Below are 26,904 nucleotides of genomic sequence, written 5' to 3'. Positions count from 1 at the left end.
GCCATGGACACCGCCATCCACCTTGCCCCGCCCTCCTCCAATGCAGCGGCAGCAGCAGCCCCGGGCCAGCCCGCCAGCGCGGCCACCGAATCCATCCCCGCCACCGAAGCCCAGGCCCCCGGCCTGTCCCGCCGCCATGTGGAGTACGGCGTGGCCGCCGTGCTGCTGGCGCTGGCCGTGCTCGTGGTCTGGGACAACCAGCGCATTGGCGCGGGCTGGAGCGACACCGGCCCGCAGGCCGGCTACTTCCCGCTGCGCGTGGGCGCCGTGCTGGGCATCTGCGCCATCGCCGTCTTCGTGCAGGCGCTGCGCAGCCGCAGCCAGGAGCAGTTCGCCAGCTGGCTGCAGCTCAGGCGCGTGGCCCAGGTGCTGCTGCCGCTGACGGCCTACATCGCCGTGATCGCGCCGCTGGGCATCTACGCGGCCTCGGTGCTGTTCATCACGGGCTTCATGGTGTTTGCGGGCCGCTATCCCTGGTGGAAGGCCGTGGCACTGTCGGGCTTCACCAGCGTGCTGCTGTTCTACGTCTTCGAGATCCAGTTCAAGGTGCCCCTGCCCAAGGGTCCGCTTGAAGCCTGGCTCGGCTATTGACCCCTGTCGCCGCCACGGAGCAACACCATGGACGAACTCCAATACCTTGCGCACGGCTTCGCGGCCGTCACCACCTGGCAGAACACGGGGCTGATGCTCACGGGCATCCTGTTGGGCATCGTGGTCGGCGTGCTGCCGGGCCTGGGCGGCCCCAACGGCGTGGCCATCCTGCTGCCGCTGACCTTCGGCATGTCGCCGACCTCGGCCATCATCCTGCTGTCGTGCATCTACTGGGGGGCGCTGTTCGGCGGCGCCATCACCTCGGTGCTGTTCAACATCCCGGGCGAGGCCTGGTCGGTGGCCACCACCTTCGACGGCTATCCCATGGCCCAGCAGGGCCACGCCGGGGCGGCGCTGACCACGGCCTTCACGGGCTCGTTCATCGGCGCCATCTCGGGCGTGATGCTGATCACCTTCCTGGCGCCGGTCGTGGCCTCGTTCGCGCTGCAGTTCGGGCCGCCGGAGTTCTTTGCGGTCTTCTTCCTGACGTTCTGCTCCTTCATCGGCATGGGCAAGGAGCCCAAGGCCAAGATCGTGGCCGCCATGGCCGTGGGCCTGCTGCTGGCGGCCGTGGGCATGGACACCATCTCGGGCGACCTGCGCATGACCTTCGGCTCCACCGAGCTGCTGCGCGGCTTTGATTTCCTGGTGGTGGTGATCGGCCTGTTCGGCATCAGCGAGATCCTGATGACCATCGAGGAAGGCCTGGCCTTCAAGGGCAAGAAGGCCTCCATCGACCTCAAGGTGGTGTTCAGGACCTGGGCCCGGCTGCCGCGCTACTGGCTGACCATGCTGCGCTCGGCCCTGGTGGGCTGCTGGATGGGCGTGACGCCCGGCGGCGCCGTGGCGGCCAGCTTCATGGGCTACGGGCTGGCCAAGAAGTTCTCGCGCGACCCCGACAGCTTCGGCAAGGGCAACCCCGAAGGCGTGCTCGCCCCCGAGACCGCCGCCCACGCGGCCGGCACCTCGGCCCTGCTGCCGATGCTGGCCCTGGGCATTCCGGGCTCGGCCACGGCGGCCGTGCTGCTGGGCGGGCTGATGATCTGGGGGCTGCAGCCCGGCCCGCTGCTGTTCACCGAGCAAAAGGACTTCGTCTGGGGCCTGATCGCCAGCATGTACCTGGGCAACATCGCCGGCCTGGTCATCGTCATGGCCACCGTGCCGCTGTTCGCCGCCATCCTGCGCGTGCCGTTTTCCATCGTCGCGCCCATGATCCTCATGGTCTGCGCCATCGGCGCCTTCACCGTGCACGGCAACGCCACGGACATCTGGCTCATGCTGGTCTTCGGCGTGGTCGGCTATGTCTTCAAGAAGCTCGACTACCCGCTGGCGCCCATGGTGCTGGCCATCGTGCTGGGCGACCGCATGGAAGACGCCTTCCGCCAGAGCATGCTCTCCAGCCAGGGCGAGCTGGGCATCTTCTGGCACAACGGCCTGTCGGGCACCATCACCACGCTGGCCCTGCTGATGCTGGTGTGGCCGCTGCTGGGCAAGTTGCGGGCGGTGGCGTTCGGGGCGAGGGCAAGGGCTGTGGCGGCCTGAGACGCTAATCCCTGTACCGCTTCTTGCGAAACGCCAGCCAGGCGGCGATGACGGTGAAGGCGATCACGATGGACACCACGATCCAGAAGCCGTGCTCGTGCTCTGCCAGCGGTATGCCGCCCACGTTCATGCCGAACAGGCCGGCCAGGATGTTGATGGGCAGGGCAAGCACGGTGACCACGGTCAGCACGAAGAGGCTGTTGCTGTTGTCCTCGTTCACGGCGGCGGCCACTTCTTCCTGCAGCAGCTTGATGCGGTCCTGCAGGGTCTGCATGTCGCGCAGCATGAGCGAGAACTCCTCGCTGGCGGCGGCCAGGCCGCGGCGGTCGTCCTCGCCCATCCAGGCGGGGGGCTGCTGCAGCAGGCGGAACAGCGCGGCGGGCTCGGGCGCCAGCAGGCGCTGCAGGCGCACCAGCAGCCGGCGCAGCCGGCCCAGGTGGGCGCGCGGATGGTGGTAGCGCTGCGCGATGATGGCGTCTTCGATGTCGTCCACGCGCGCCGTGGTCTCGCGCACCACCTTGACCAGCACGTCGGCCTGGGTGCGCATCAGGTGTTCCAGCAGCTCGGCGGTGCTGGCGGGGCTGTCGCCCTGGCGCACGCCGGCACGCAGCGCGTCGACCGAGCGCAGCGGCTGGGTGCGCGCGGTGACGACCAGGCGCTCGTCCAGGCAGATCCACAGCGTGGCGATGTCGGCCGACTCGAAGTTGAACTCGAAATTCACATCGTTGAGCACGGCGACCAGGGAGTCATCGGAGCGCTCGATGCGCGTGGAGGCCAGGCCCTCGCGCAGCGTGGTGTAGAAGACTTCGGGCAGCGCGGCGTGGCGCTGCAGCCAGCGCAGGGACTGGGTATTGGCCAGGTTGAAGTGCAGCCACAGGAAGTCGCGCCGGCCGGGCTCGGTGAGCGGACGCTCTGCGCCCAGCCACTGCGCGGCCGACTGCGCCGTCATGGCCTCCACACGCCGCTGCGTGTCGCAGAAAAACCGCCAGCCGCAGATCAGGCCTGCGTCTTCATTGGCCTGGGCCAGGGGGGAGGCTGCGTCAGTCATGGATGGGTGGGGCACCTGCGGGGAGTGGCCTGCGCGGGCCGGACAAGTGCGGGATTCTTGGCCGCCTCCATGACAGAGGTGTGACAACTGTCACGGAGTCGTCATCCGAAGTGCCTGCCCCCCAGTCGGGGGTGCGGGGCAGGCCTCAGCACATCACGACATTCTCCAGCGTGAACGACAACGGCGTGGACCCGGCGCCCGCACCGCCGCCTCGCATCACGATGTCGGCGCGCGAGATGCCCAGCAGGGAGATCTCGGTGTTGATGTCGCTCAGGATGGCCGAGTTCATGACCTGGCCCTGCTCGATCTGCGAGACCACGCCGATCCAGATGGTGGGCTTGAATTCGAACACGGCCTTTTGCTGGGGGGCAATCGCGGTCTTGACGGCCAGCAGCCGGCCGTCCTTGTAGCAACTGGCATTGATGGCGCCCCGGGGCAGCGAGTTGAGCACCTGCACTTCGTTGGAGCTTGCGCCATAGCCTGCGGGCGCCAGGCGATCGCCGCTGCTGCTCAGGGACAGCTGGAACTGCTGGCCGAACTGCGCCTCCAGCTGGGGCGTGTGGTTGCCATAGCTGTCGCTGGCACCGACCTGCAGGCCCAGCGGGAAGGTGAATGGGTGGTTGTCGCCTTGGCCGCAGTACTTGATGACCCGCCAGGCCACGGCCAGTTCCTCGAAATCGCTGGCCACGTTTTTCTGGAAGATGACGATCTGCGAGTTGTTTGCGTCGTTCGATTGATTGACGAAGTTGAGTTGAACGCCCATGCATCTCTCCTGATGGATCAAAAAAGCGCTGCGGCGCTTTCTGCTGCCCCGCCGTGCGGGCGCAAGCGCACTGTAGGGAACAACGATCCTTCAGAAAATTACGCCTGATTACATCCCGCTCCCTCCACCGGGAACGGCCCAGACCCGCCCGCCGCCCACGGCAAAGCACTGGAGGCCAGGACCGGGCGGCAGGCTGGCCATGCCGGTGAACAGGCCGAAGGCCGGCAGCAGGGTGAAGCCGGCATGGACGGCAAAGCACGGCAGGCGCAGCGCATCTCGCCCCGGGCCGCGCAGCACGACGGCGGGGTGGACATGGCCGGCCAGCACATGGCAGGCAGGAGCCTCCTGCGGGTAATGGCAGCCCGCGAATGGCCCCAGGCGCCAGGGCTCGTCCACCACGCCGATGCCCAGCGCGGACGGCGGGTCGCCCGCATGGCTGTCGTGGTTGCCACGCACCAGCACCACCTCCAGCGCCGCGTGGCGGAGTCGCCAGTCGGCCAGGGCGGCCAGCACGGACGGCGTGCGGGCCTGCGCGGCATGCAGGAAGTCGCCCAGAACGACCAGCCGGCGCACCGGCAGGCCCTGCAGCAGCGCCGACAGCCTGTCCAGGTTGCCCTGGGTGGTGCCGGCCGGCACGGGAATGCCGCGCGCGCGGAAGGTGGCGGCCTTGCCCAGGTGCAGGTCGGCAATGAACAGCGTGCCCTGGGCGGGCCACCACAGGGCGTGCTGGGCCAGCAGGTGGACGGGCTCGCCCGCCAGGAGGATGCCCAGGCTGCCGGCCAGGGCGTCGGGGGAAAAAGGACTTGGCAACGGTGCGTGGCCTTTCATCAGCGGTGCAATGGTTCTACAGCAGCGGCAAGGGCCGCGAGGGCTTGCGCACGCGGCGCGGGCGGTGGCTGGCGGCATCGGCCTCGGGGCCATCGGTGGCCTGCAGCGAGAAATCCAGCGTGCGGCGCACGGCGGCCGTATCCTCGTCCACGGCGGGGGGCTGGTCTGCCTTGGGCTTTTTCCGTGGACGCAGCGGTGGATCGGGCGGGACCAGGTCCTGCGTGCGCGGCTCGCTGGCTGCCCCGCCGGCGTCTGCCGCCTCGTGCAGCTGGGCCAGCATGCGCGCGATGCGGTCGGCCAGGTGCTCGTTGGTGAGCTTTTCGCGAAAGCGCTCCACCATCAGCGGAAAGGCAAACGGGCTGGGCCGGCGCAGCGCGCTCACTACCAGCTGCTGCGCCTGCATGCGGCGCAGCGCGGCCAGCAGCTGGGCGACATCGAGTTCCTGGCTCAGCACTTCCTCATCGGCCTGGCGCAGCAGCAGGTTGCTGTCGTCGTACTTGCGAAACACCTCGAAGAACAGCTGGGCCGAGGCCTGCAGCTGGCGCGCGCTGCGGCGCTCGCCCGGGTGGCTCTGGAAGATCAGGCCGGACACCCGCGCTATCTCGCGGAAGCGCCGCCTTGCCATCTCGGTGGCGTTGAGGCTGGCCAGCACTTCGTGCAGCAGGGCGTGGCGGGCGTCATCGCCCGTCAGGTGGGCGTCGTCGGCGGCCTGGTCCCAGTGGCGGTTGGCATTGGCGGTGTTGCGCGTGGCGACCGCCTGGCTGGCGGACACGCGCCCGGGCACTGCCACGGCCTGGGCCGGCTCGGCGCGCAGCAGTTCGGGCAGCATGGCGGCCCAGTCACGCTCGGTGGCGCTCAGCAGCTCCAGCCCGTAGTCGTTGACGGCGATGGAGAAGGTGCCCGTCTCGCCCTGCGCGGCACGCCAGGCCAGCAGGCTGGCCAGCCCCGTATGGGCATGGCGGCCCGCAAAGGGGTAGAGGAAGAGATGCCAGCCTTCGCGCGTGCGCAGGGTTTCGGCCAGCAGCGTGCCGGGCGTGGGCAGGGCCGACCAGCGCTGCTGCACCTCCAGCAGGGGGCGCACGCAGCGCAGCTCGGGCGAGTGGTAGTCGCCCGCTGCCGCCAGCGCCAATTGCTGCACCACGAAGTCGGCCAGCACGGTGGACAGCGGCATGCGCGCGCCCGCCCAGCGCGGCACGGTGGGCCGCGTTCTGGCGGCGCGGCGCACGTAGGCGGTCATGTCCTCGATGCGCACCAGCTCCAGCACCTGGCCCGCGAAGACAAAGGCATCGCCGGGCGACAGGCGCGACAGAAAGCTCTCTTCCATGCTGCCCAGCCGCGCGCCGTGCAGGATCTGCACGCTCATGCTGGCGTCGCTGACGATGGTGCCGATGTTGGCGCGGTGCCTGCGCGCCAGCCGCGCGTCGGGCATGCGCCAGATGCCCTCCCCGTCGGGCCGCACGCGCTGGTAGTCGGGATAGGCGGCCAGCGAGGGGCCGCCGCGGTGCACGAAGTCCAGGCACCACTGCCAGACCGCAGGCGCCAGCCCGGCGTAGGCGACGGCGCGGCGCACTTCGGCATACAGCTCATCGGGCACGAAGCCGCCGCCCAGGGCCACGGTGGCCAGGTGCTGCACCAGCACGTCCACGGGCTGGCGGGGGCTGGCGCGCATTTCCACCTGCTGCGCGCGCACGGCGGCGCGGGCGGCGGCGGCCTCCACCAGCTCCAGGCTGTGCGTGGGCACCAGGGTGATGCGCGAGGGTCGGCCCGGCGCATGGCCCGAGCGGCCCGCGCGCTGCAGCAGCCGTGCAATGCCCTTGGCCGAGCCGATCTGCAGCACGCGCTCCACGGGCAGGAAGTCCACGCCCAGGTCCAGGCTGCTGGTGCAGACCACGGCCTTGAGCGTGCCGGCCTTGAGCCCGGCCTCCACCCATTCGCGCACACCCCGGTCCAGAGAGCCATGGTGTATGGCCAGCAGGCCGGCCCAGTCGGGCCGGGCCTCCAGCAGCGCCTTGTACCAAAGCTCCGCCTGCGAGCGCACATTCACAAAGACCAAGGTGGAGCCTGCCGTGGCCTCCAGCTCGCGCACCACGGCCGGCAGCATGGCCAGGCCCAGGTGGCCGGCCCAGGAAAAGCGCTCGGGCCGGTCGGGCAGCAAGGTGTCCACCACCAGGCGCTTGTCCACCTGGCCCTGGACCAAGACGCCGGGCCGCGGCTGGCCATCGTCGTCCAGGCCCAGCAGGGTCTGCATGGCTTCGTCCAGATTGCCCAGCGTGGCCGACATGCCCCAGACGCTCAGTTGCGGGCTCCAGCCGCGCAGCCGCGCCAGGGCCAGCTGCAGTTGCACGCCGCGCTTGTTGCCCAGCAGCTCGTGCCATTCATCGGCCACCACCAGGCGCACGGAGCCCAGCAGCTCGCGCGCATCGGCCCGCGCCAGCAGCAGGGACAGGCTCTCGGGCGTGGTGACCAGCACGGTGGGCAGCTGGCGCGACTGCGCGCTGCGCTCGGCGCTTCCCGTATCGCCCGTGCGTGCGCCCACGGTCCAGCGCGCCAGCGCGGGATGGCCCTGGGCCAGCGCCTGCAAGGGCGTCTGCAGCGCCTTGAGCGTGTCGGCCGCCAGGGCGCGCATGGGCGTGATCCACAGCACCGTCAGCGGCGCGGCGGCGGGTTTTCTCCTGCTGGATGGGGCCTGGGCAGGCGCCTTGGAGGCCTGCGCAAAGGCCTGCAAGGCGCCCAGCCAGACCGCATAGGTCTTGCCTGCGCCCGTGGTGGCATGCAGCAGGCCGCTGTGGCCCTGGGCCAGCGCCTTCCACACGGCGCGCTGGAAGGCAAAGGGCTTCCAGCCCCGTGCGGCAAGCCAGGCGGTGGCGAGGGGGTGGGGGGAACGGGTGGCCATGGCGCGGTGCGTCAAGGGTGGGTCACGGGTCGGTCATTCATCGGTCACGGGTCGGAGTGCGGCAGCAGGGCGGCCAGCGTGTCGATGGAGTCGGCCTCCTGCACAGGCTTGTCCTCGCGCCAGCGCAGCATGCGCGGAAAGCGCACGGCAATGCCGCTCTTGTGGCGTGCGCTGCGCGCAATGCCCTCGAAGCCCAGCTCGAACACCAGGGTGGGCCGCACGCTGCGCACGGGGCCGAAGCTCTCCACCGTGGTCTTGCGGATGACGGCGTCCACGCGTGCCATTTCGGCATCGGTCAGGCCCGAATAGGCCTTGGCGAAGGGCACGAGGGCGCGGCCCTCGGTGCCGGGCGGCGCGTTCCAGACGGCAAAGGTGTAGTCGCTGTAGAGGCTGGCGCGACGGCCATGGCCGCGCTGCGCATAGATGAGCACGGCATCCACGCTCAGCGGATCGATCTTCCACTTCCACCACACGCCGCTGTCCTTGGTGCGGCCCACGCCGTAGGCGGCATCGCGGGCCTTGAGCATCATGCCCTCCACACCCAGGGAACGGGCCTGCTCGCGAAGTTCGGCCAGGGCCTGCCAGTTGTCACCTGCCAGCACGGGGCTGGGCAGCAGCGCCGGGTGCGCCACCAGGGCCACCAGCCGCTCCAGCCGCGCGCGCCGTTCATGCTGGGGCAGCGCGCGCAGGTCCTGGCCGCCCTCCTCCAGCAAGTCATAGGCCAGCAGCACCACGGGCAGCTCGCGCAGCAGCTTGGGGCCCAGGGTCTTGCGGCCTATGCGCTTTTGCAGGTCGGCAAAGGGGCGCACATGGGCGGGCGCCTCGCCCTGCTGCGCGGCCCAGACGACGATCTCGCCGTCGATCACGGTGCCCGCAGGCAAGGCATCGCCCATGGCCTGCAGCTCGGGGAAGCGCTCGCTCACCAGTTCCTCGCCGCGCGACCAGATCCAGGTGCCCAGCGCGTCACCGCTGCCGCGCCGCACGATCTGGGCGCGTATGCCGTCCCATTTCCACTCCACCACCCATTGGGACGGCGGGCCCAGCACGGCGTCGAACTGCTCCAGCGGCAACTGCAGCGGATGGGCCAGGAAGAAGGGATAGGGGTGGCCACGGGCTTCGCCCGAATGCGCGTCATCGCCCTCTTCCTCGCCTGCCACCAGCCGCAGGTAGTCGGCTGCCCCGGGCCGCGCGCCGATGTGGGTGTAGCCCATGAGCCGCTGGGCGATGCGCTTGGCATCCACCCCGCTGACGGCCGCCAGCGCCTGCGTGACCTGCAGCCGCGACACGCCGACCCGGAAGGCACCAGTGATCAGCTTGAAGTAGACCAGCCGCTCATCGGCCGCCAGCCGCGCCCATTGCATGCGCAGCGTATCCGCCAGCGCCTCGGGCGCCATGCCGCGCAGCGGCAGCAGGTGGTCCGTGACCCAGGCGGCCAGGCCCAGGTCGTGCGCGTCACCGGGTGGCGGCAGCAGCAGCGCAATGGTTTCGGCCAGGTCGCCCACGGCCTCGTAGCTTTCGTCGAACAGCCATTCGGGCAGGCCGGCAGCCTCGCGCGCCAGCTCCTTCAAGACCTTGGTGGGCACCAGCTGGCGCGGCTTGCCGCCGGCCAGGAAGTAGACGGCCCAGGCCGCATCGGCAGGCGCGGCGGCGCGCAGATAGGCCTGCAGCGCGGCCTGCTTGTCGCGGCTGGCGGTGCTGGCGTCCAGCGCGCGGTAGAGGGCGGCGAAATCCTTCATGGCGCGGGCGCCTCGTCCGGTGCAGCCTGGGCGGCGGGAGCTTCGTCCTCATCGCCGTATTCGGTCTGGAAGGCTTGCGCATCCAGGCCCTGCTCGCGCAGCCAGCGCACCAGCACCGCCACGCTGCCATGCGTGACGAAGACACGCTCGGCGCCCGTGGCGCCTATGGCGTACTGCAGGCCGGGCCAGTCGGCATGGTCGGACATGACAAAGCCCCGGTCCACGCCACGGCGCCGGCGCGTGCCGCGCAGCTGCATCCAGCCGCTGGCAAAGGCATCGGAATGGCCGGGAAAGCGGCGCATCCACGGCGTGCCCTGCGCCGAAGGCGGCGCCAGCACCAGGGCGGTCTTGAGCAGCTGTGCATCCACGCCGGGGTCGGTCACGCGCAGCGTGGGCGTCAGGTCCACGCCTGCGGCGCGGTACACGGCATTGAGCGGCTCCACCGCGCCATGCACGACGATGGGGCCGATGCGGCGGTCCACCCCGTGCAGGATGCGCTGGGCCTTGCCGAAGGCATAGCACAGCAGCACCGAGGGCCGGCCCTGGGCCGCATTGGCTTGCCACCAGGCGTTGATGTCGGCCATGAGCTCGGGCTGGCGGGGCCAGCGGTAGATGGGCAGGCCGAAGGTGGATTCGGTGATGAAGGTGTCGCAGCGCACGGGCTCGAAGGGGGTGCAGGTGCCATCGGCCTCGGTCTTGTAGTCGCCCGATGCCACCCAGACCTGGCCGCCATGCTCCAGCCGCACCTGGGCCGATCCCAGCACATGGCCGGCCGGGTGCAGGGAGATGCGCACGCCGTGGTGATCGATGGCTTCGCCATACGGCAGGGTCTGCAGCGTGATGTCCACCCCCAGCCGTGCGCGCAGCACGCCCTCGCTGTCGTCATGGGCCAGGTAATGGGCGTGGCCGGCGCGCGCGTGGTCGGAGTGGCCATGCGTGATCACGGCCCGGTCCACGGGCCGCCAGGGGTCGATGTAGAAGTCGCCGGCCGCGCAGTACAGGCCTTCGGGGCGGGCCACGATCAGGTCGGCGGCCATGCGGAAACGGGGAAAGCAGTGATCATGTCCCCATGCTAGTGGGGCGGTCGCCGCGCGCACGCTGGCCCGGAGCGCGGCAGGCTGTCAGCCTGCACCTACCCGCGCAACGAATGACCGCAACCGGTCCGCAGGGCCGGTCAAATCGGGGAAGATAGCGCCCTCTCAACCCACACACATCCACACGCCTTCATGAACAACTCCGTCGTACGCATGTCCAATCTCTTCCTGCAGCTGGGCCTGGATGCCAGTGACCAGGCCATTGCCGATTTCATCCGCGCGCACCAGCTGGCCGCCGATGTGGATGTGGTGGATGCGCCCTACTGGAGCGACGCGCAGCGCCAGTTCCTGGCCGAGCAGCTCAAGGCCGATGCGTCGTGGTCCATCGTCGTGGACCAGCTCAGCGAGTCGCTGCACGAAGACGCGGTCAGGCAGCGCGCTGCCCGATAGCACGGGCAGTCAGGCCGCCAGCGGCTCGGGCACCGTGATGTCCACGCTGTGGCGGCCGTCCACGCTGGTGGCCACGGTGCCGGTCACGGTGACGCGGCGCACCACGCGGTGGGCATCGCCGTAGTCGTTGATGGCGTAGTGCTGCGTGGCGCGGTTGTCCCAGATGGCCACGTCGCCCTGCGCCCACTGCCAGCGCACGGTGTTCTCCAGCCGGATGATGCGTTCGTTGAACAGCTGCAGCAGCGCCGTCGATTCATTGGCGCGCAGGCCCTTGATGCGCTTGGCGAAGTGGCCCAGCAGCAGCGCCTTCTCTCCGGTCTCGGGGTGCACATGCACCAGCGGCTGCTCCGACTCGATGGTCTTGCGCGTGAACACCTTGCGGTAGCTGGCGCGGCCTGCGGTCTCGGTCTGGCTGGCCGCGTTCTGGCGGAAGTTCTCGGCGTAGTCGTAGTCGTTGCCATGCACGGCCCACAGCTGCTCGGCCAGTTGCCTGAGCGGCTCGGGCAGGCCCTCATAGGCAGCCACGGTATTGGCCCAGACGGTGTCGCCGCCATGGCCGGGCAGCGTGACGGCGCGCAGCACGCAGACCTTGGGAAAGGCCGCCTTGAAGGTGACGTCGGTATGCCAGGAATCGGCGCGGCCGCCATGCTGGGAATTGAGCTCCAGAAAGGCCGTGCCGTCCGGGGCAGGCACGGTGGGGTGCGATTCGATCTCGCCGAACAGCCGCCCGAAGGCCTGGTGCGATGCATCCGTCAGATGGTGCTGGCCCCGGAAGAACAGCACGCGGTGGCGCAGCAGGGCCGCATGGATCTGCGTGAACTGTTCGGCCGCCAGCTCGCCCGACAGCCTGGCGCCGTGGACCACGGCGCCTATGCGGCCGGACAGGGGCTGGATCTGCAGCGGCTGTTGCCGGTCCTGCTCCAGGTCTTGGGCCACGGTGCTCAGGTGGCTGGCTTCGGTGACAGCGTTCACGGCGTCTCTCCTCAGTGCTTGCATGGGTGGAAGCCCCCATGCTAGGAACCGCCCTGCCACGCCACAACGAAGCTTTTGGCGCATGGTTATGCGCAAGACAAGTGCATGCCAACCAGGGCCGTGCGCGTCACAAAACTGCAACAAGGAAAACGTAACATTCCTTAACAATTTTGCGATGTGCCTTCCATGGATGAGTCCCGCGCCTACCTGAGCGATTCCAGGCCACGTTTCCGCCCACCCAGCGCAGCGGACCTGTGTACCCCCGTTCCCTGCATGACCGCCGACGAGACCAACGAGAAGGTGCTCGAGGTCTTCACGCGCCACCGGGACCTGATCAGCCTGCCCGTGGTGGAGGGCAACCGCCCCATCGGCCTGATCAACCGCAGCATCTTCCTGTCCCAGTTCAGCAAGCCGTTTCGCATGGAGCTGTACGGCAAGAAGAGCTGCATCGCCTTCATGGACAAGGAGCCGCTGGTGGTCGATGCCTCCACCGACATAGACACCCTGACCGTGAAGACCGTGGAGTACGGCGAAAAGGCGCTGACCGATGGCTTCATCATCACGCGCGACGGCCTGTTCGCGGGCGTGGGCAACGGTCTGCAGCTGATGCGCGCGGTGGCGGACATGCAGGTGGCGCGCAACCGCCAGATCATGCACAGCATCGAATACGCCAGCGTGATCCAGCAGTCGCTGCTGCGCAGCTCGCGCGACTCCCTGGCCCGCGCCTGCCCCGGCGCCGACCTGGTCTGGGAGCCGCGCGATGTGGTCGGCGGCGACTTCTACCAGTTCAGCCAGGACGGTGATGGCTGGTTTGCCACCGTGGCCGATTGCACAGGCCACGGCGTGCCCGGCGCCTTCATGACGCTGATCGCCACCAGCAGCCTGAGCCAGGCCATCAAGGAGCACGGCCCGCGCGACCCGGCCGCGCTGCTGGGCCAGGTGAACCGCAGCGTCAAGCAGATGCTGGGCCAGCTCGACGGCAAGGATGGCACGCCCGGCTCTGACGACGGGCTGGACGCGGCCTGCTTCTGGTTCGAGCCCGCGCACCGGCGCCTGCGCTTTGCAGGCGCGCGTCTTGCGCTGTTCGTGCTGCGCCCCGGCGCCGAGGCGGTGGAGGTGCTCGATGGCCAGCGCAAGGGCGTGGGCTATGTGGACAGCGAGTTCGACTTCGCCTGGAACAACATCGACCTGGAGCTGCCCGCCGCCACCCTGGTCTTCATCACCACCGACGGCCTGATCGACCAGGTCGGCGGCCCGCGCGGCATCACCTTCGGCAAGAAGCGCGTGCGCGAGCTGCTGCTGGAGCAGGCCGGCCGCACGCCCGCCGAGATCAACCGCGCCCTGCTGGACGCCCTGCAGGCCTGGCAGGGCGAGCACCACCGCCGCGACGACCTGACCTTTTTCTGCTTCAGAACCTGAATGCCTCCCATGCCCTCCGCACAGATCGCCGACAAGTACGGCAGCTTCTTCCACCTGGCGCGCCAGCACCAGGTGATCTTCTACTACGTGGGCTACTTCTCGCAGAACATCGTCGCGGCCATGGCCGAGGCCGTGCGGCTGCAGCTGGAAGTGGCCGGCGTGCCGGGCCCCACGCGGCGCAAGCTGTTCTCGTCCTTTGTCGAGATGGCGCAGAACATCATCCATTACTCGGCCGATGCCCTGACCCCGCCCCACCTGGACGATGGCGAACTGCGCCACGGCGCGGTCTGCATCCGCCGCGAGGACGACGGCAGCTTCGTGCTGCTGTGCGCCAACCCCATCGAGCCGGGCATGGGCGAGGCACTGCGCGCCAAGCTCGACGCCCTGCGCAGCATGACGCTGGACGAGATCAAGAAGGCCTGCCGCCAGTCGCTGCGCGATGACGCGCCCGAAGGCAGCAAGGGCGCGGGCATGGGTTTCCTGACCCTGGCCCGCGATGCGCGCGAGCCGCTGCAGTTCGACTTCGATCCCGCCCAGACCGTGGACGGCCGGCCCGTCTTCTACCTGAAAGCCACGCTCTGAGCCGTCGCTCCGGCACCAGGCCTGGACAGGCCCGGCCCGCAGGCACGGACAACGCACCGAGATCACGCATGGACAACCTCTACATCGCACCGACTCCCAGTTCCCCGGAAGTGGACTTCCAGTTCGACACGCACACGCTGCACCTGCGTGGCGAGTCCTATCCCGAGAACGCCGCCGCCTTCTACGGCGGCATCCTGGCCCGCCTCAAGGACTACCTGGCCCAGCCGCAGCCGGCGCAGCAGCAGGCGCGCATCGAGGTGCACATCGCGCTAGCCTACTTCAACAGCTCCAGCACCAAGATGCTGTTCAACCTGATCGAGGCACTGAGCGGCGCCGCCGAGGCCGGCCGGCCCGTGGCCCTGCACTGGTACCACGACGAGGAAGACGACACCATCTGCGAGTTTGGCGAGGAGCTGCGCGACGACTTTCCCGCCATCGCCTTCACCAGCCACCCCGTGAAGGCGGCGTGATGGACACCGTGGCCGCTCCCGCGGACCTCTTCGATGCCGAGCACCAGGCCCTTTTGGCGGCCCGCGCCGCCCATGACCGGGGCGAAGAAGCCGGCGCCCAGGCCTGCCACCAGGCCCTGGGCGTGCTGCTGACCGCCTATGAGCGCCTGCTGCGCGAAACGCGCCGGCTGGTGCGCCGCAGCGACCGGGCCGAGCTGGAGATGACCCAGCTCAACCAGCGCCTGCAGGAGCTGGCCGGCGAGCTGGAATACCGCGCCACGCACGACCCGCTGACCGGCGTGCTCAACCGCGCGGCCATCATCGAGCGCGTGAACCGCCACTTCACCCAGCAGGGGCTGGCCCTGATCGTGCTGGACATAGACCACTTCAAGCGCGTGAACGACAGCTTCGGCCACCCCGTGGGCGACAGCGTGATCCTGGGCGTGGTGCGCTGCCTCAAGGCCGCCGTGCCGGCCACGGCCCACATCGGCCGCGTGGGCGGCGAGGAATTCACCGTGCTGCTGCCCCAGCACGACAGCGACGGCGCCGTGTGCGTGGCCGAGCAGGTGCGCGCCGCCATCGAGGCCCATCCCTTCGGCCTGCCCGACGCCAGCTGCATCACGGCCAGCTTCGGCGTGAGCTGGCGCCCGAGCGGCGGCCGCTTCGACGACGCCTACAGCCTGGCCGACGAGGCGCTGTACGCCGCCAAGCGCAGCGGGCGCAACCAGGTCGTGCGCGCGGCAGACCATGCCACGGCCTGAGCGGCGCGGACACAGACAGGGCTGAGGCATGAGTTTCGTGATGCGCGCACGGGCGCCCAGGGCGCCCGCCCCTGCTCCCGCCCTCCTGCAGCCGGCTCTGCAGCCGCCCCCGCCATCGCCCGTGCCCGGGCCTGAATGGCGGGTGCTGATCGTGGACAGCGACCCCGACGTACACGCCGCCTTCCGCCTGGCGCTGGAAGGCCACAGCCTGTTCGGCCGGCCGCTGGTGTTCCTCTACGCCCGCTCCGGCACGCAGGCGCGCAATCTGCTGCGCAGCGAGCAGGACCTGGCCGTGGTGGTGCTCGACGCCGTGACCGATGGCACGGGCGCCGGGCTGGACCTGGTGGACTTCATCCGCTACACGGCCGGCCTGCGCAACAGCCGCATCGTGCTGCGCACCGGCCGCCCGGGCCAGGCGCCCGACCTGGAAACCCTGCTGCGCTACGACATCAACGACTGCCGCACCAAGACCGAACTCACGCCCGACCGGCTGCTGGCCATCGTGGTGACCGCCGTGCGCTCCTACGAGCAGCTGTGCGCCATCGAGGCCAACCGCCGCAGCCTGGAGCTGATGGTGCGCTCCAGCGCCTCGCTGCTGGAGGAAACCAATCTGCACGCCTTCGCGCGGGGCGTGATCACCCAGCTGGCCACCTTGCTGGGCGTGGCCAGCGAAGGCCTGGTCTGCTCGGAGGGCACGCACCCGGCCGAGCCCTACCGCGTGCTCGCGGCCACGGGGCCATTCGCCCGGCTCATCGACCAGCCCATCGCCACCGTGCTGGCCTCGCGCGGGCTGCGCCTGCTGCGCCAGGCGCTGCAGACCCGCCGCAACATCTACGGCGTGCAGCGCGGCGTGGCGCTGTACATCGGCCGGGGCGACGAGCAGGACATGGCAGTCTTCATCGACGCGCCGGCCTCGCACAGCGCACTGGACCGCCAGCTGCTCGAAGTCTTCTGCGCCAACCTGCGCACGCTGCTGCACAACCGCGGCCTGCTGGAGCGCCTGCACCAGTCCGCCTACTTCGACCCCCTGGTCTGCCTGCCCAACCGCGCCCACTTCGTGGAAAAAGTGGACGAATGCGTGTGGCGCGGCACGCGTGACCATGTGCTGGCCCTGGTGGACATCGACGACTTCAGCGCCACCAACGACGTGATGGGCCACCGCTTTGGCGACCGCCTGCTCGAAGCCATGGCCCGCCGCCTGGCCAGCGCCCTGCCCGCAGGCGTGCTGCTGGCGCGCGTGGGATCGGACACCTTCGGCATCCTGGGCCCCACCGACGAGGTGGCCCTGGCCCAGTTGCTGGACTGCGCCCGCCAGCCCCTGGCCGTGGACGGCGTGCCGCACAAGGTCTCGCTGACCTGCGGCTACGTGTACCTGCCCCATGAGCGCCAGGCCGGCACCGACCTGGTCAAGGACGCCACCATCGCCCTCAAGCGCGCCAAGCGCGATCACCGCGGCCAGCTGCTGGAGTACTCCGAGCAGATGGGCATGGAGGCGCGCGACCGCGCCCTGCTGCTGTCCGACCTGCGCGCCGCCATCGACGGCGCCCAGCTTTTCCTGGTCTACCAGCCCCAGGTGGACCTGGAAACCCATGCCTTGGTCGGCCTGGAGGCCCTGCTGCGCTGGCGCCGGCAGGACGGCAGCTTCGTGCCGCCCGACCGCTTCATTCCGGTGGCCGAGCATTCGGGCCTCATCGTGCCGCTGGGCCAATGGGTGCTGGCCACGGCCTGCCGCACCATGCGCGAACTGCTGGACGCCGGCCGCGCCCCCAGGCGCATGGCCGTCAATGTCTCCACCGTGCAGCTGCAGGACCCGGGCTTTCTGCAGACCGTGAGCAACGCCCTGGCAGAGCACGGCCTGCAGGGTGCGCAGCTGGAACTGGAGATCACCGAATCCGTCGCGGTCCTGCCCACCCAGCTGCTGCAGGCCACGCTCAGCGCCCTGCGCACGCTGGGCGTGACCATTGCCATCGACGACTTCGGCACCGGCTACTCCTCGCTGAGCTACCTGGAGCGCCTGCCGCTGGACCGCATCAAGATCGACCGCAGCTTCGTGCGCCAGCTTGGCGAATCACAGGAAGCGCGCATCGCCGAAATGATCGCCCAGCTGGGCCGCAAGCTCGGCCTGCAGGTCCTGGCCGAAGGCATAGAGGACGCCAGCGCCTGGCAGGCCCTGCGCGCCATGGGCTGCCAGGAGGGACAGGGCTATCACATTGCCCGGCCCATGGACAAGGCGCAGTTGCTGGGCTGGCTGCACCGGCGCACTGGCGCACCGGAGTGAATGGCGCGCCGGAGTGAATGGCGCACCGGAGTGAAGGGGCCCCGTCGCCCATTCACGGCAGATGGGGCGCTATCACCTCGGCCAGCAGGCCGAAGCTGTGGCGGATCTCCTGCTCCGTCACGGCACCGTAGCCCAGCACCAGGCCCCGGGCCGGATCGGGCCTGAGCGAGTACAGGGACAGCGGCCGCGTGAGAACGCCCAGCTTGCGTGCCTGCCGCGCAATGGCGTCATCGTCCGAGCCGGGCGGCAGGCCCAGCACCAGGTGCAGCCCCGCGTCTCCGCCCTGCACGGTCACCGCCGTGCCCAGGCGCTGGCCTATCTCGTCGATGAGCACGCGCCGGCGCTCGCCGTAGACCTGGCGCATGCGGCGGATGTGGTTGACGTAGTGGCCCTGCCGCATGAACTGCGCCAGCACGATCTGCTGCATGATCTGCCCCTCCCGGAACAGCTCGCTCAGCGCGCGCGCAAAGCTGTCGGCCAGGTCGCTGGGCAGCACGAGGTAGGCCAGCCGCAGCGAGGGAAACATGGTCTTGGAGAAGGTGCCCAGGTAGATCACGCGGCCATGCTCGTCCAGGCCCTGCAGCGCCGGCAGCGGGCGCGAGGTGAAGCGGAACTCGCTGTCGTAGTCGTCCTCGACGATCCAGACCCGCTGGGCCACCGCGTAGTCCAGCAGCTGGCGCCTTCTGCCATGGCCCATGAGCACGCCGCTGGGGTACTGGTGCGAGGGCGAGATGAACATCAGCCGCGGCGGTGTCTTCAGTTGCTGCGGCGTGGGCGCCAGGCCCTCGCCGTCCAGCGCGATGGGCTGCAGTTGCAGGCCGGCCATGCGGAACACGCTGCGTGCGCCCCAGTAGCCGGGGTCCTCCAGCCAGACGGTGTCGCCAGGATCGGCCAGCAGCTGGGAAATCAGGTGCAGCGCCTGCTGGGCGCCGCTGGTCACCAGGATCTGGTCCGCGCTGCAGGCCACGCCGCGCGTGCCCTGCAAGTGCTCGGCAATGGCTTCGCGCAGCGCGGGATGGCCCGCACCCGTGGCATAGCTCAGTTGCAGCGGGTTGTGATCGCGCCAGGCCTGGGCGTGCAGGCGGCTCCATAGCGCGGCCGGAAACTGCCGCAGTTCGGGCACGCCCGGCGCGAACGCGCCCCACTGCAGGTGGCTGGCCCGCGCCCCGCCCACGATGGCGCTGCCGCGCCGCGACAGCGGCGTGCCACGGCGGCGCGGCAACGGCGGCTGGCTCACGAAGGCCGGCGCCACCTCGGCCACATAGGTGCCCCGCCCCACGCCGGCCTGCACCAGGCCCTCCAGCGCCAGTTGCTCATAGACCTGGACGATGGTGTTGCGCGCAATGCCCAGCGTCTGCGCCAGCTCGCGGCTGGTGGGCAGCCGCGAGCCCGCCGGCAGGGCCTTGCCCAGGATGCCTTCCTTGACGATGCGGTAGAGCTGGCGGTGGTTGTACTCGGCATCGCTACGTTGGAAATGCCGATTGACAAAGTCCGGAAGCGTGGCGTTTCCAACGCGGGAAATTGGTTCTCTCTTGTTCACGGTATTTGGTTCTTTTGTTGGGATCAATGTGAACATAGACTCGCCCCCATGTATAGCTATCGAAGGCGTGAAAGCCGAATATTTTTTCAATGATCCGCCTCCAGACACTTCAAAGACCTGTGCGTACCGCCTGGTTCCCTCCGCCCCTCAGTCAGCCTATGTCCTTGAAGTTGAAAGCTTTTCGTTGCGGCACCCTGCCGGCCCGGCAAGCCGCCTGCCAGGAGGTGCAGCCATGAGCACAGCCACCACCTTCGGCATTGCCGGCGTCCAGATGGAGGTTTGCGCCTTCGACAGCAACCTGGAGCGCATGGCCGGCTACCTGCGCCACATCCGCTCGCGTTTTCCCTGGGTCCGCATGGTGCTGTTCTCCGAGCTGGCGGCGCTAGGCCCCAAGCACGACAGGGCCGAGCCGCTGCCCGGCCCCACCGAGGACCGGCTGTGCGGGCTGGCCCGGGAAACCGGCCTGTGGCTGATTCCCGGCTCGCTGTTCGAGAGCGTGGCCGGCCCCGATGGCACGGTGGTCTACAACACCACGCCCGTCATCAACCCGCAGGGCGAGGTCGTCACGCGTTTTCGCAAGCTCTTCCCCTTCAGGCCCTATGAGCGCGATGTGGCCGGCGGCACCGGCTTTTGCGTGTTCGACGTGCCTGGAGCGGGCCGTTTCGGCGTGTCCATCTGCTACGACATGTGGTTTCCGGAAACCACGCGCACGCTGGTGGCCATGGGCGCCGAGGTGATCCTGCACCCCACCATGACGGACACCATCGACCGCGATGTGGAGCTGTGCATCGCACGCGCCTCGGCCGTCACCAACCAGGTCTATTTCTTCGATGTGAACGGCGTGGGCGACGGCGGCGTGGGCCGCTCCATCATCGTGGACCCCTCGGGCTACGTGCTCCACCAGGCCGACAGCGGCGCCCAGATCATGCCCATCGAGGTCGACTTCGCCCGGCTGCGGCACGAGCGCGAACACGGCCTGCGCAGCAACCTGGGCCAGCCGCTCAAGAGCTTCCGCGACCGCGACTGCGATTTCACCGTCTACCGCAAGGACGGCACCGACTTCCCCTACCTGCACAGCCTGGGAGCACTGGACAAGCCCCAATGACCTGACACGCCCCTTTTCCCAGCGATCGACATCAAGAGCACCACAAAGCCGCAAGCCACCGGGCGATGCGGCAAAAAACCAGGAGACAACGATGACATCCCGCCCCCCGACCGAAACGCGCGCCCGTGCCTCCCTCAGCCGCCACCGCAGCGTCTGGGAAATGCGTGCCGATGGCTGGATCAGCCTGGTGGACGATCTCAGCCGGCTGGCCATCCTGGCGCCCGAGCACCCCGAGCGTGCCAGCCGCCTGGCCCATGTGCAGACCATCATCGACGCACTGGCTCCGGTCGAAAGCTACTGGGCCTTTCCCGGGGGCCGGGTCTTCGGTGAGCTGTGCCAGTGGATAGAGCGCGAGGAACTGGCACGCGCCCACCAGGCGGCGCGGCGCATCCACCGCGTGCTGGCTGCGCGCACCTACCGCCATGACGCCAACACGCTGGACAACGACAACGAACTGCCCTCGCAGATAGAGACCGACAGCGAGCGCCAGGCACAGCTGACGCGGCCTTACTTCGAGGTGCTGATCGTCGACGAAATGTCGGCCAGCGAGGAAGACGCGCTGCGCCGCCGCGTGCAGCGCAAGCGCAGCGCCGACGATGATTTCGTGTTCGACATCGTGGTGGTGCCCAGCTTCGAGGATGCGCTGATCGCCACCCTGGTCAACTTCAACCTGCAGGCCGTGGTGATACGCCACGGCTTTCCATTCCGCTCGGTCAACAGGAACGGCATGCTGCGCCGCTTCCTGGAAGGCATGGACGACAACAGCGAGGCCATGCCCGAGTTCGAGCGCGGCCCGCTGCTGGGCCGCCAGATCGCGCAGCTGCGCCCCGAGCTGGACCTGTACCTGGTCACCGATGTCAGCGTCGAGGAGATCGCCGCGCGCGTGGGCGAGGTCTTCAAGCGCATCTTCTTCGGCGAGGAAGACCACATCGAGCTGTACAGCGCCATCATGAAAGGCGTGGGCGAGCGCCACAGGACGCCCTTCTTCCACGCGCTGCGCGACTACGCCAAGCAGCCCACGGGCGTGTTCCATGCGCTGCCGCTGGCGCGCGGCAAGTCCATCATGAACAGCAACTGGATCGGGGACCTGGCCCAGTTCTACGGCATGAACCTGTTCATGGCCGAGACCTCGGCCACCTCGGGCGGGCTGGACTCGCTGCTGGATCCCGTGGGCCCGCTCAAGCTGGCCCAGGAGTACGCGGCCCGCGCCTTCGGCGCCAGGCGCACCTACTTCGCCACCAACGGCACCTCCACCTGCAACAAGATCGTGGTACAGGCCCTGGTGCGGCCCGACGACATCGTGCTGGTGGACCGCAACTGCCACAAGTCCCACCACTACGGCCTGGTGCTGGCGGGCGCCCAGGTGGCCTACCTGGACTCCTATCCGCTGGACCAGTACTCCATGTACGGCGCCGTGCCGCTGCGCCACATCAAGGAGACCCTGCTGGGCTTTCGGCGCGCGGGCACGCTGGAGCGCGTGCGCATGGTGCTGCTGACCAACTGCACCTTCGACGGCATCGTCTACGACGTGGAGCGCGTGATGACGGAATGCCTGGCCATCAAGCCCGACCTGGTCTTCCTCTGGGACGAGGCCTGGTTCGCCTTCGCGCGCTGCCATCCCATCTACCGCCCGCGCACGGCCATGGCCAGCGCCGCCAAGCTGTGCGAGACCTTCAAGGACCCGGCCTACGCCAGGCGCCACGCCGAGTTCGCCGCCAGCACCGACTGGGAGGACGACCAGCAGTTGCTGGAGACCCGCCTGATCCCCGACCCCGCCAAGGCCCGCATCCGGGTCTACGCCACGCATTCCACGCACAAGACGCTGACGGCGCTGCGCCAGGGCTCGATGATCCATATCTGGGACCAGGACTTCAAGGACAAGGCCGAGGAGTCCTTCCACGAGGCGTACATGACGCACACCTCGACCTCGCCCAACTACCAGATCCTCGCCTCGCTGGACGTGGGCCGCCGCCAGGTGGAACTGGAGGGCTACGAGCTGATCCAGCGCCAGCTGGAGCTGGCCATGAGCCTGCGCGAGCAGGTGCTGCACCACCCCCTGCTCAGGCGCTACTTCCGCTTCCTGCGCATCGGCGACCTGGTGCCGCTGGCCTACCGCGAGTCGGGCGTGGACAACTACTACAACGACGAGACGGGCTGGGACAACCTGGAGGTGGCATGGCGCAGCGACGAGTTCGTGCTCGACCCCAGCCGCGCCACCCTGGTCATCGGCACCACGGGCATGGACGGCGACACCTTCAAGAACAAGGAGTTGATGGACAGGTACGGCATCCAGATCAACAAGACCTCGCGCAACACCGTGCTGTTCATGACCAACATCGGCAGCACGCGCTCGGCCATCGCCTACCTGATCGAGGTGCTGATCAAGATTGCCCGCGACGTGGACGCCCGCGTGGCCGACCTGAGCGCCATCGAGCGGCGCATCCATGAAAGGCGCGTGCGCTCGCTCACGCTGGAGCAGCCGCCGCTGCCCAATTTCTCCAGCTTCCACTTCGCCTTCCGGGGCCGCAGCGTCGAAGGCCGCGCAGGCACGCGCGACGGCGACATCCGCAGCGCCTTCTTCCTCTCGTACGACGACACCAACTGCGAATACATCGACATGGCCGAGGCCGCGCGCGCCATCGCCGAGGGGCGCGAGCTGGTGTCCGCGCTCTTCGTGATTCCTTACCCGCCGGGCTTTCCCATCCTCGTGCCCGGGCAGGTGATCAGCGCCGAGATCCTGCAGTTCATGGCCGCGCTCGATGTGCGCGAGATCCACGGCTTCCGGCCTGAGCTGGGCTTTCGCATCTTCAGCCGGGCCGCGCTGGACCGCGCCGCCCAGGCCACGGCCGCGCGCGCCGCGCTGGCGCTGTCGGGCCGCGCGGCGCAGCCGCAGGCGGGCGACGAAGGCCTGGGCCTGGTCCGACCCGAGCCCGAGCCTGAACTGATCACGCTTTCCCCCACCCCGAAGAAGACCACGACGAGGAGCAAGAAGTGAACAACAAAGTCAAAAGCGTTGCCGACCTGCTGCTGATGTTCCACCGCAACGAGCGGCCCATCTACTTCATCAGCGCCACCAACTTCAACCTGCTGGGCATGGACCGCTGGGTCAACCGCTTCCGCTACATCAACTACATCGACTGCTTCGACGGCCGCCACCCCAACGCCTTCGTGCCGCAGGAGCTGCCGCACGAGCCCTTCGAGTCCATCGAGGACATCAACAACTACCTGCTGCAGCACAAGGACGTGGTGGACCTGATCGAGCGGCGCGGCGGCAAGCCGGTCGCCACCTTCCTGATGTTCGACGAGAAGACCGAGGCCCTGGCCCGCGAGCTGGGCATGGAGGTCTGGTTTCCGCCAGCCGCGCTGCGCCAGCGCTGCGACAACAAGATGGAGACCGTGCGCATAGGCAACAAGGCCGGCGTGTACTCGGTACCCAACGCGCTGGAGAAGGTGGACAGCTACGAGCACCTGATGCAGATCGCCGAACGCCACGGCCTGGGCAAGGACCTGGTGGTGCAGTCGGCCTTCGGCGACTCGGGCCACACCACCTTCTTCATCGCCTCGCGCGAGGACTTCGACAAGCACAAGGACGAGATCGTCAACGACCCCGAGGTCAAGATCATGAAGCGCATCAACTGCCGCGGCGCCACGCTGGAGGCCTGCGCCACCCAGTCGGGCACCCTGGTCGGGCCGCTGCTGACCGAGGTGGTGGGCGCGCGCGAACTCACGCCCTACAAGGGCGGCTGGTGCGGCAACGAGGTGTTCCCGGGCGCCTTCTCCGAGGAGGTGCGCGCCAGGGCGCGCGACATGGCCGAGCGCTTCGGCAACCAGTTGCTGGCCGAGGGCTACCGCGGCTACTTCGACCTGGACTTCCTGATCGACACCGACACCGGCGAGGTCTACCTGGGCGAGCTGAACCCGCGCATCTGCGGCGCCAGCCCCATGACCAACCATGCCGCCTTCGCCTACGCCGATGCGCCGCTGTTCCTGTTCCACCTGCTCGAATTCTCGGGCGTGCCGTTCGACCTGAACGTCAAGGAGATCAACGAGCGCTGGGCCCAGCCGCATTTCATCGATTCCTGGTCTCAGGTGGTGCTCAAGTTCAACGAGGACCGCATCGACCAGGTCACGCATGCTCCGGCCACCGGCATCTACCGCATGGGCGAGGACGGCAGCGTGGCCTACCAGCGCTTCGACTACAACCGCAAGGCCATAGACACCGAGCGCGAGGCCTTCTTCCTGCGCATCACCGGCCCCGGCGACTACCGCTACGAAGGCGCCGACCTGGGCATCCTGATCACGCGCGGCCGCTCGATGGACGACAACTTCAAGCTCAACATCCGGGCGCGCGACTGGATACGCGGCATCAAGAACTACTACGCGGGCAAGCCCATCCTGGCCACCCAGCCCGGCGCAGCGCCGGCGCCGGGCTCGTTCAAGATCCTCTGAAGGCCTCCCATGCCCCTGCCTACCCGCATCCGCTTCCAGGCCATCGCCGAAGACCTGCCCGGCCGGAAATGGCAGGCCCTGTGCGAGCAGGCCTGGCCCTACTACCGCGCCTGGTTCCTGCGCCAGGGCGCCGTGGCGCGCGCCGGCTTCCTGGAGTGCCGCCGCGCCCTGCGCCAGCACATGCCGGAGCTGGTGCCCACCTGGGAGCGGCTGGTGGAGCTGGCCGGCGGCGGCGACATCGAGGCGCGCTTCCTGTCGCTGTGGTGCCCCCCGCCCTACATCACCGGCTGCTCCCAGGCCGTCTGGCTCGATGCGGCCGGCCAGCAGGAACCCATGCTGCTGCGCAACTACGACTTCGCGCCCGCGCTGCTGGAGGGCCACTGGCTGGCCACGCGCTGGAGCGGGCAGCGCGTGGCCGCCATGGGCGACTGCCTGTGGGGCGCGCTGGACGGCATGAACGAGTCGGGCCTGGCCGCCTCGCTGTCCTTCGGCGGCCGCACGGCCCATGGCGACGGCTTCGGCATTCCGCTGGTGCTGCGCTATGTGCTGGAGATCGCGCAGGACACCGCATCGGCCGTGGCCATCCTGCAGCGCGTGCCCGTGCACATGTGCTACAGCGTCACGCTGCTGGACGCCCGGGGCGAATGGGCCACGGTGTTCCTGAACCCTGACCGCCCCGTGGAAGTGACCCGGCGCCGGGCCGTGACCAACTTCCAGCACACGGTGGAATGGCCCGAGCATGCACGCGCCACCAGCGCCTGCGAGCGGCTGGCCGCCCTGCAGCAGCAGATCGAAGCCGGCATGCCGGCCGGCGACACCCAGGCCGCGCTGCTGCGCGAGCCCCTGTACCAGCCCGCCTGGCGGCGCGGCTACGGCACGCTGTACACGGCGGCCTACGCCCCTCGGTCGGGACGGCTCGAACTGTCCTGGCCCGGCCAGGCCTGGCCGCAGACCCTGGCGGCCTTCGAGGAGGGCCACCGGGAGATCGCCTACCTGAGCCAGGGCCCCTGAGCGCCCCGCCCCGGCATCCCGCGCCTGCATTCAGCGCTTACATCCGACGCCCGCGACAAGGTGCCACGCACCGCCGTCCAGGCATTCCCCACAGGTTCCGAAGGAGACATGGAAATGACAAGAAGACTTCCGCCCGCCATCTGGATTCTGGTTGCCATGGTGCTGGGCATCGTGATCGGCTACATGGTGTTCATCAACTTCCCCGACAAGAAGGCGGCCGCGCAGATCGCGGGCTACATCTCCATCATGTCGGACGTGTTCCTGCGGCTGATCAAGATGCTGATCGGCCCGCTGGTGTTCTCCACGCTGGTGGTGGGCATCGCGCACATGGGCGACGCGGCCTCGGTGGGCCGGGTGTTCCTCAAGGCCATGGGCTGGTTCGTCACCGCCTCGCTGGTGTCGCTGGTCATGGGCCTGGTCCTGGCCAACCTGCTGCAGCCGGGCCACAACCTGGGGCTGCCGCTGCCGGACATCGGCGCTTCGGCCAACCTCGCCACCGCCAAGTTCACGCTCAAGGACTTCGTCAGCCACCTGGTGCCCAAGTCCTTTGCCGAGGCCATGGCCAACAACGAGATCCTGCAGATCGTGGTGTTCTCCATGTTCTTCGGCGTGGCCCTGGCCGCGCTCGGTGAAAAGGGCAGGACGCTGGTGGCCGCCATCGACGAGCTGTCCCACGTCATGCTCAAGATCACCGGCTATGTGATGAAGCTCGCGCCGCTGGCCGTGCTGGCGGCCATGGCGGCCACCGTGTCGGTCAACGGCCTGGAGATCCTGCTGAAGTTCGCCGTCTTCATGGGGGACTTCTACCTGGGCCTGTTTCTGCTGTGGGGCGTGCTGGTGATCGCCGGTTTCCTGTTCCTGGGCCCGCGCATCTTCAGGCTGCTGGTGCTGATCAAGGAGGCCTTCATGCTCTCGTTCGCCACCGCCAGCTCCGAGGCCGCCTACCCCAAGATCCTGGACGCGCTGGACCGCTTCGGCGTCAAGCGCAAGATCTCCAGCTTCGTGATGCCCATGGGCTACTCGTTCAACCTCGACGGCTCCATGATGTACTGCACCTTCGCCGTGCTGTTCATCGCCCAGGCCTACGACATCCACCTGTCGCTGGGCACGCAGATCACCATGCTGCTGATCCTGATGCTGACCTCCAAGGGCATGGCCGGCGTGCCGCGCGCCTCGCTGGTGGTGATCGCCGCCACGCTCAACCAGTTCAACATCCCCGAGGCCGGCCTGCTGCTCATCCTGGGCGTGGACACCTTCCTGGACATGGGCCGATCGGCCACCAACGCCGTGGGCAACTCCATCGCCACCGCCGTCGTCGCCAAGTGGGAGGGCGACCTGCTGCCCGAGACCGAAGCCGCCGCCAATGCCGCACGGCTGGATTCGGAGGTCAAGGCCACGCTGGCCCATCCCGCCTCCCCGGCCCATTCCTGACAACCCGCACAAGGAACACGCC

Annotated in this window: 21 protein-coding genes; 13 read left to right on the top strand and 8 right to left on the bottom strand. The window is 68.9% G+C overall.

Annotated elements, in window-relative coordinates; all coding sequences use genetic code 11:
* Window positions 1-3 precede the first annotated feature (3 nt).
* Together AC57B5_RS02635 and AC57B5_RS02630 are read left to right on the top strand one after the other, a co-directional pair.
* Entirely contained in the window at window positions 4-591 is a 588-nt protein-coding gene (locus AC57B5_RS02635; protein WP_496398645.1) for a tripartite tricarboxylate transporter TctB family protein, read from the top strand.
* 27 nt (window positions 592-618) lie between these two features.
* Window positions 619-2,133 carry a tripartite tricarboxylate transporter permease gene (locus tag AC57B5_RS02630; protein ID WP_209800398.1) on the top strand — a complete coding sequence of 505 codons (1,515 nt, stop codon included), beginning with the start codon at window positions 619-621 and terminating at the stop codon, window positions 2,131-2,133.
* A gap of 4 nt (window positions 2,134-2,137) precedes the next feature.
* On the opposite strand, the gene AC57B5_RS02625 is transcribed toward AC57B5_RS02630, so the two are convergent.
* The 6 genes from AC57B5_RS02625 to AC57B5_RS02600 form a co-directional block, all read right to left on the bottom strand.
* Window positions 2,138-3,181: a transporter gene (locus tag AC57B5_RS02625; protein ID WP_012204892.1), complete on the bottom strand. Its 1,044-nt coding sequence runs from the start codon at window positions 3,179-3,181 to the stop codon at window positions 2,138-2,140.
* Between the two features lie 145 nt (window positions 3,182-3,326).
* Window positions 3,327-3,944 (bottom strand): hypothetical protein, encoded by a 618-nt coding sequence (locus AC57B5_RS02620; RefSeq protein WP_199135398.1) that lies wholly within the window; start codon window positions 3,942-3,944, stop codon window positions 3,327-3,329.
* A gap of 108 nt (window positions 3,945-4,052) precedes the next feature.
* Window positions 4,053-4,772, bottom strand: coding sequence for a ligase-associated DNA damage response endonuclease PdeM (gene pdeM / locus AC57B5_RS02615; protein ID WP_496398644.1), 720 nt, complete (start codon window positions 4,770-4,772; stop codon window positions 4,053-4,055).
* A 16-nt stretch (window positions 4,773-4,788) separates the two neighbouring features.
* A complete protein-coding gene (locus AC57B5_RS02610) occupies window positions 4,789-7,665 on the bottom strand; it encodes a ligase-associated DNA damage response DEXH box helicase (RefSeq protein ID WP_496398643.1) in 2,877 nt (958 codons plus the stop codon).
* A 44-nt stretch (window positions 7,666-7,709) separates the two neighbouring features.
* Window positions 7,710-9,401: an ATP-dependent DNA ligase gene (locus AC57B5_RS02605; RefSeq protein WP_034392261.1), complete on the bottom strand. Its 1,692-nt coding sequence runs from the start codon at window positions 9,399-9,401 to the stop codon at window positions 7,710-7,712.
* Entirely contained in the window at window positions 9,398-10,438 is a 1,041-nt protein-coding gene (locus AC57B5_RS02600; RefSeq protein ID WP_496398642.1) for a ligase-associated DNA damage response exonuclease, read from the bottom strand. The genes AC57B5_RS02605 and AC57B5_RS02600 overlap by 4 nt, the downstream gene beginning before the upstream one ends.
* Before the next feature lie 189 nt (window positions 10,439-10,627).
* Between AC57B5_RS02600 and AC57B5_RS02595 the strand changes: the two genes are divergently transcribed.
* Window positions 10,628-10,885, top strand: a complete 258-nt coding sequence (locus AC57B5_RS02595; RefSeq protein ID WP_012204886.1) for a DUF2789 domain-containing protein — start codon at window positions 10,628-10,630, stop codon at window positions 10,883-10,885.
* 9 nt (window positions 10,886-10,894) lie between these two features.
* On the opposite strand, the gene AC57B5_RS02590 is transcribed toward AC57B5_RS02595, so the two are convergent.
* Complete coding sequence (locus AC57B5_RS02590) at window positions 10,895-11,857, bottom strand: TauD/TfdA dioxygenase family protein (RefSeq protein ID WP_063326491.1); 963 nt, start codon at window positions 11,855-11,857, stop codon at window positions 10,895-10,897.
* 186 nt (window positions 11,858-12,043) lie between these two features.
* Here AC57B5_RS02590 and AC57B5_RS02585 point away from each other — a divergent pair, with 186 nt between their 5' ends.
* From AC57B5_RS02585 to AC57B5_RS02565, 5 genes are all read left to right on the top strand, one after another.
* Entirely contained in the window at window positions 12,044-13,276 is a 1,233-nt protein-coding gene (locus AC57B5_RS02585; RefSeq protein WP_496398641.1) for a SpoIIE family protein phosphatase, read from the top strand.
* A gap of 9 nt (window positions 13,277-13,285) precedes the next feature.
* Window positions 13,286-13,858: a SiaB family protein kinase gene (locus tag AC57B5_RS02580; RefSeq protein WP_496398640.1), complete on the top strand. Its 573-nt coding sequence runs from the start codon at window positions 13,286-13,288 to the stop codon at window positions 13,856-13,858.
* A gap of 68 nt (window positions 13,859-13,926) precedes the next feature.
* Entirely contained in the window at window positions 13,927-14,328 is a 402-nt protein-coding gene (locus AC57B5_RS02575; protein ID WP_238002991.1) for a DUF1987 domain-containing protein, read from the top strand.
* Window positions 14,328-15,068: a GGDEF domain-containing protein gene (locus AC57B5_RS02570; RefSeq protein WP_012204881.1), complete on the top strand. Its 741-nt coding sequence runs from the start codon at window positions 14,328-14,330 to the stop codon at window positions 15,066-15,068. Before AC57B5_RS02575 ends, AC57B5_RS02570 begins: the two co-directional genes overlap by 1 nt.
* Before the next feature lie 28 nt (window positions 15,069-15,096).
* Complete coding sequence (locus AC57B5_RS02565; RefSeq protein WP_496398639.1) at window positions 15,097-17,346, top strand: putative bifunctional diguanylate cyclase/phosphodiesterase; 2,250 nt, start codon at window positions 15,097-15,099, stop codon at window positions 17,344-17,346.
* Between the two features lie 52 nt (window positions 17,347-17,398).
* On the opposite strand, the gene pdxR is transcribed toward AC57B5_RS02565, so the two are convergent.
* A complete protein-coding gene (pdxR, locus tag AC57B5_RS02560) occupies window positions 17,399-18,886 on the bottom strand; it encodes a MocR-like pyridoxine biosynthesis transcription factor PdxR (RefSeq protein ID WP_349613171.1) in 1,488 nt (495 codons plus the stop codon).
* 232 nt (window positions 18,887-19,118) lie between these two features.
* Here pdxR and AC57B5_RS02555 point away from each other — a divergent pair, with 232 nt between their 5' ends.
* The 5 genes from AC57B5_RS02555 to AC57B5_RS02535 all read left to right on the top strand — a co-directional run bounded on the left by AC57B5_RS02555 (window position 19,119) and on the right by AC57B5_RS02535 (window position 26,882).
* Window positions 19,119-19,991 (top strand): carbon-nitrogen hydrolase family protein, encoded by an 873-nt coding sequence (locus AC57B5_RS02555; protein ID WP_013802975.1) that lies wholly within the window; start codon window positions 19,119-19,121, stop codon window positions 19,989-19,991.
* 91 nt (window positions 19,992-20,082) lie between these two features.
* Window positions 20,083-22,986 (top strand): aminotransferase class I/II-fold pyridoxal phosphate-dependent enzyme, encoded by a 2,904-nt coding sequence (locus AC57B5_RS02550; RefSeq protein ID WP_496398638.1) that lies wholly within the window; start codon window positions 20,083-20,085, stop codon window positions 22,984-22,986.
* Window positions 22,983-24,440 (top strand): biotin carboxylase, encoded by a 1,458-nt coding sequence (locus AC57B5_RS02545; protein ID WP_013802977.1) that lies wholly within the window; start codon window positions 22,983-22,985, stop codon window positions 24,438-24,440. The genes AC57B5_RS02550 and AC57B5_RS02545 overlap by 4 nt, the downstream gene beginning before the upstream one ends.
* A gap of 9 nt (window positions 24,441-24,449) precedes the next feature.
* The gene (locus AC57B5_RS02540) at window positions 24,450-25,451 is read left to right on the top strand and encodes a C45 family autoproteolytic acyltransferase/hydrolase (protein WP_496398637.1); all 1,002 of its coding nucleotides are present in this window, start codon (window positions 24,450-24,452) and stop codon (window positions 25,449-25,451) included.
* A 114-nt stretch (window positions 25,452-25,565) separates the two neighbouring features.
* Entirely contained in the window at window positions 25,566-26,882 is a 1,317-nt protein-coding gene (locus tag AC57B5_RS02535; protein WP_065348162.1) for a dicarboxylate/amino acid:cation symporter, read from the top strand.
* The last annotated feature ends 22 nt before the right edge of the window (window positions 26,883-26,904 follow it).

This window comes from Delftia sp. BGA-UO-ETr-SB1, from assembly GCF_059567865.1.
This window is presented reverse-complemented; position numbering and strand designations above follow the sequence as displayed.

Coding starts and splice junctions, on each gene's coding strand:
- AC57B5_RS02535 (WP_065348162.1), top strand. CDS start 25,566: ATGACAAGAAGACTTCCGCCCGCCATCTGGATTCTGGTTGCCATGGTG.
- AC57B5_RS02635 (WP_496398645.1), top strand. CDS start 4: ATGGACACCGCCATCCACCTTGCCCCGCCCTCCTCCAATGCAGCGGCA.
- pdeM (WP_496398644.1), bottom strand. CDS start 4,772: ATGAAAGGCCACGCACCGTTGCCAAGTCCTTTTTCCCCCGACGCCCTG.
- AC57B5_RS02580 (WP_496398640.1), top strand. CDS start 13,286: ATGCCCTCCGCACAGATCGCCGACAAGTACGGCAGCTTCTTCCACCTG.
- AC57B5_RS02575 (WP_238002991.1), top strand. CDS start 13,927: ATGGACAACCTCTACATCGCACCGACTCCCAGTTCCCCGGAAGTGGAC.
- AC57B5_RS02570 (WP_012204881.1), top strand. CDS start 14,328: ATGGACACCGTGGCCGCTCCCGCGGACCTCTTCGATGCCGAGCACCAG.
- AC57B5_RS02585 (WP_496398641.1), top strand. CDS start 12,044: ATGGATGAGTCCCGCGCCTACCTGAGCGATTCCAGGCCACGTTTCCGC.
- AC57B5_RS02555 (WP_013802975.1), top strand. CDS start 19,119: ATGAGCACAGCCACCACCTTCGGCATTGCCGGCGTCCAGATGGAGGTT.
- AC57B5_RS02600 (WP_496398642.1), bottom strand. CDS start 10,438: ATGGCCGCCGACCTGATCGTGGCCCGCCCCGAAGGCCTGTACTGCGCG.
- AC57B5_RS02625 (WP_012204892.1), bottom strand. CDS start 3,181: ATGACTGACGCAGCCTCCCCCCTGGCCCAGGCCAATGAAGACGCAGGC.
- AC57B5_RS02540 (WP_496398637.1), top strand. CDS start 24,450: ATGCCCCTGCCTACCCGCATCCGCTTCCAGGCCATCGCCGAAGACCTG.
- AC57B5_RS02630 (WP_209800398.1), top strand. CDS start 619: ATGGACGAACTCCAATACCTTGCGCACGGCTTCGCGGCCGTCACCACC.
- AC57B5_RS02605 (WP_034392261.1), bottom strand. CDS start 9,401: ATGAAGGATTTCGCCGCCCTCTACCGCGCGCTGGACGCCAGCACCGCC.
- AC57B5_RS02565 (WP_496398639.1), top strand. CDS start 15,097: ATGAGTTTCGTGATGCGCGCACGGGCGCCCAGGGCGCCCGCCCCTGCT.
- AC57B5_RS02620 (WP_199135398.1), bottom strand. CDS start 3,944: ATGGGCGTTCAACTCAACTTCGTCAATCAATCGAACGACGCAAACAAC.
- AC57B5_RS02595 (WP_012204886.1), top strand. CDS start 10,628: ATGAACAACTCCGTCGTACGCATGTCCAATCTCTTCCTGCAGCTGGGC.
- AC57B5_RS02550 (WP_496398638.1), top strand. CDS start 20,083: ATGACATCCCGCCCCCCGACCGAAACGCGCGCCCGTGCCTCCCTCAGC.
- AC57B5_RS02610 (WP_496398643.1), bottom strand. CDS start 7,665: ATGGCCACCCGTTCCCCCCACCCCCTCGCCACCGCCTGGCTTGCCGCA.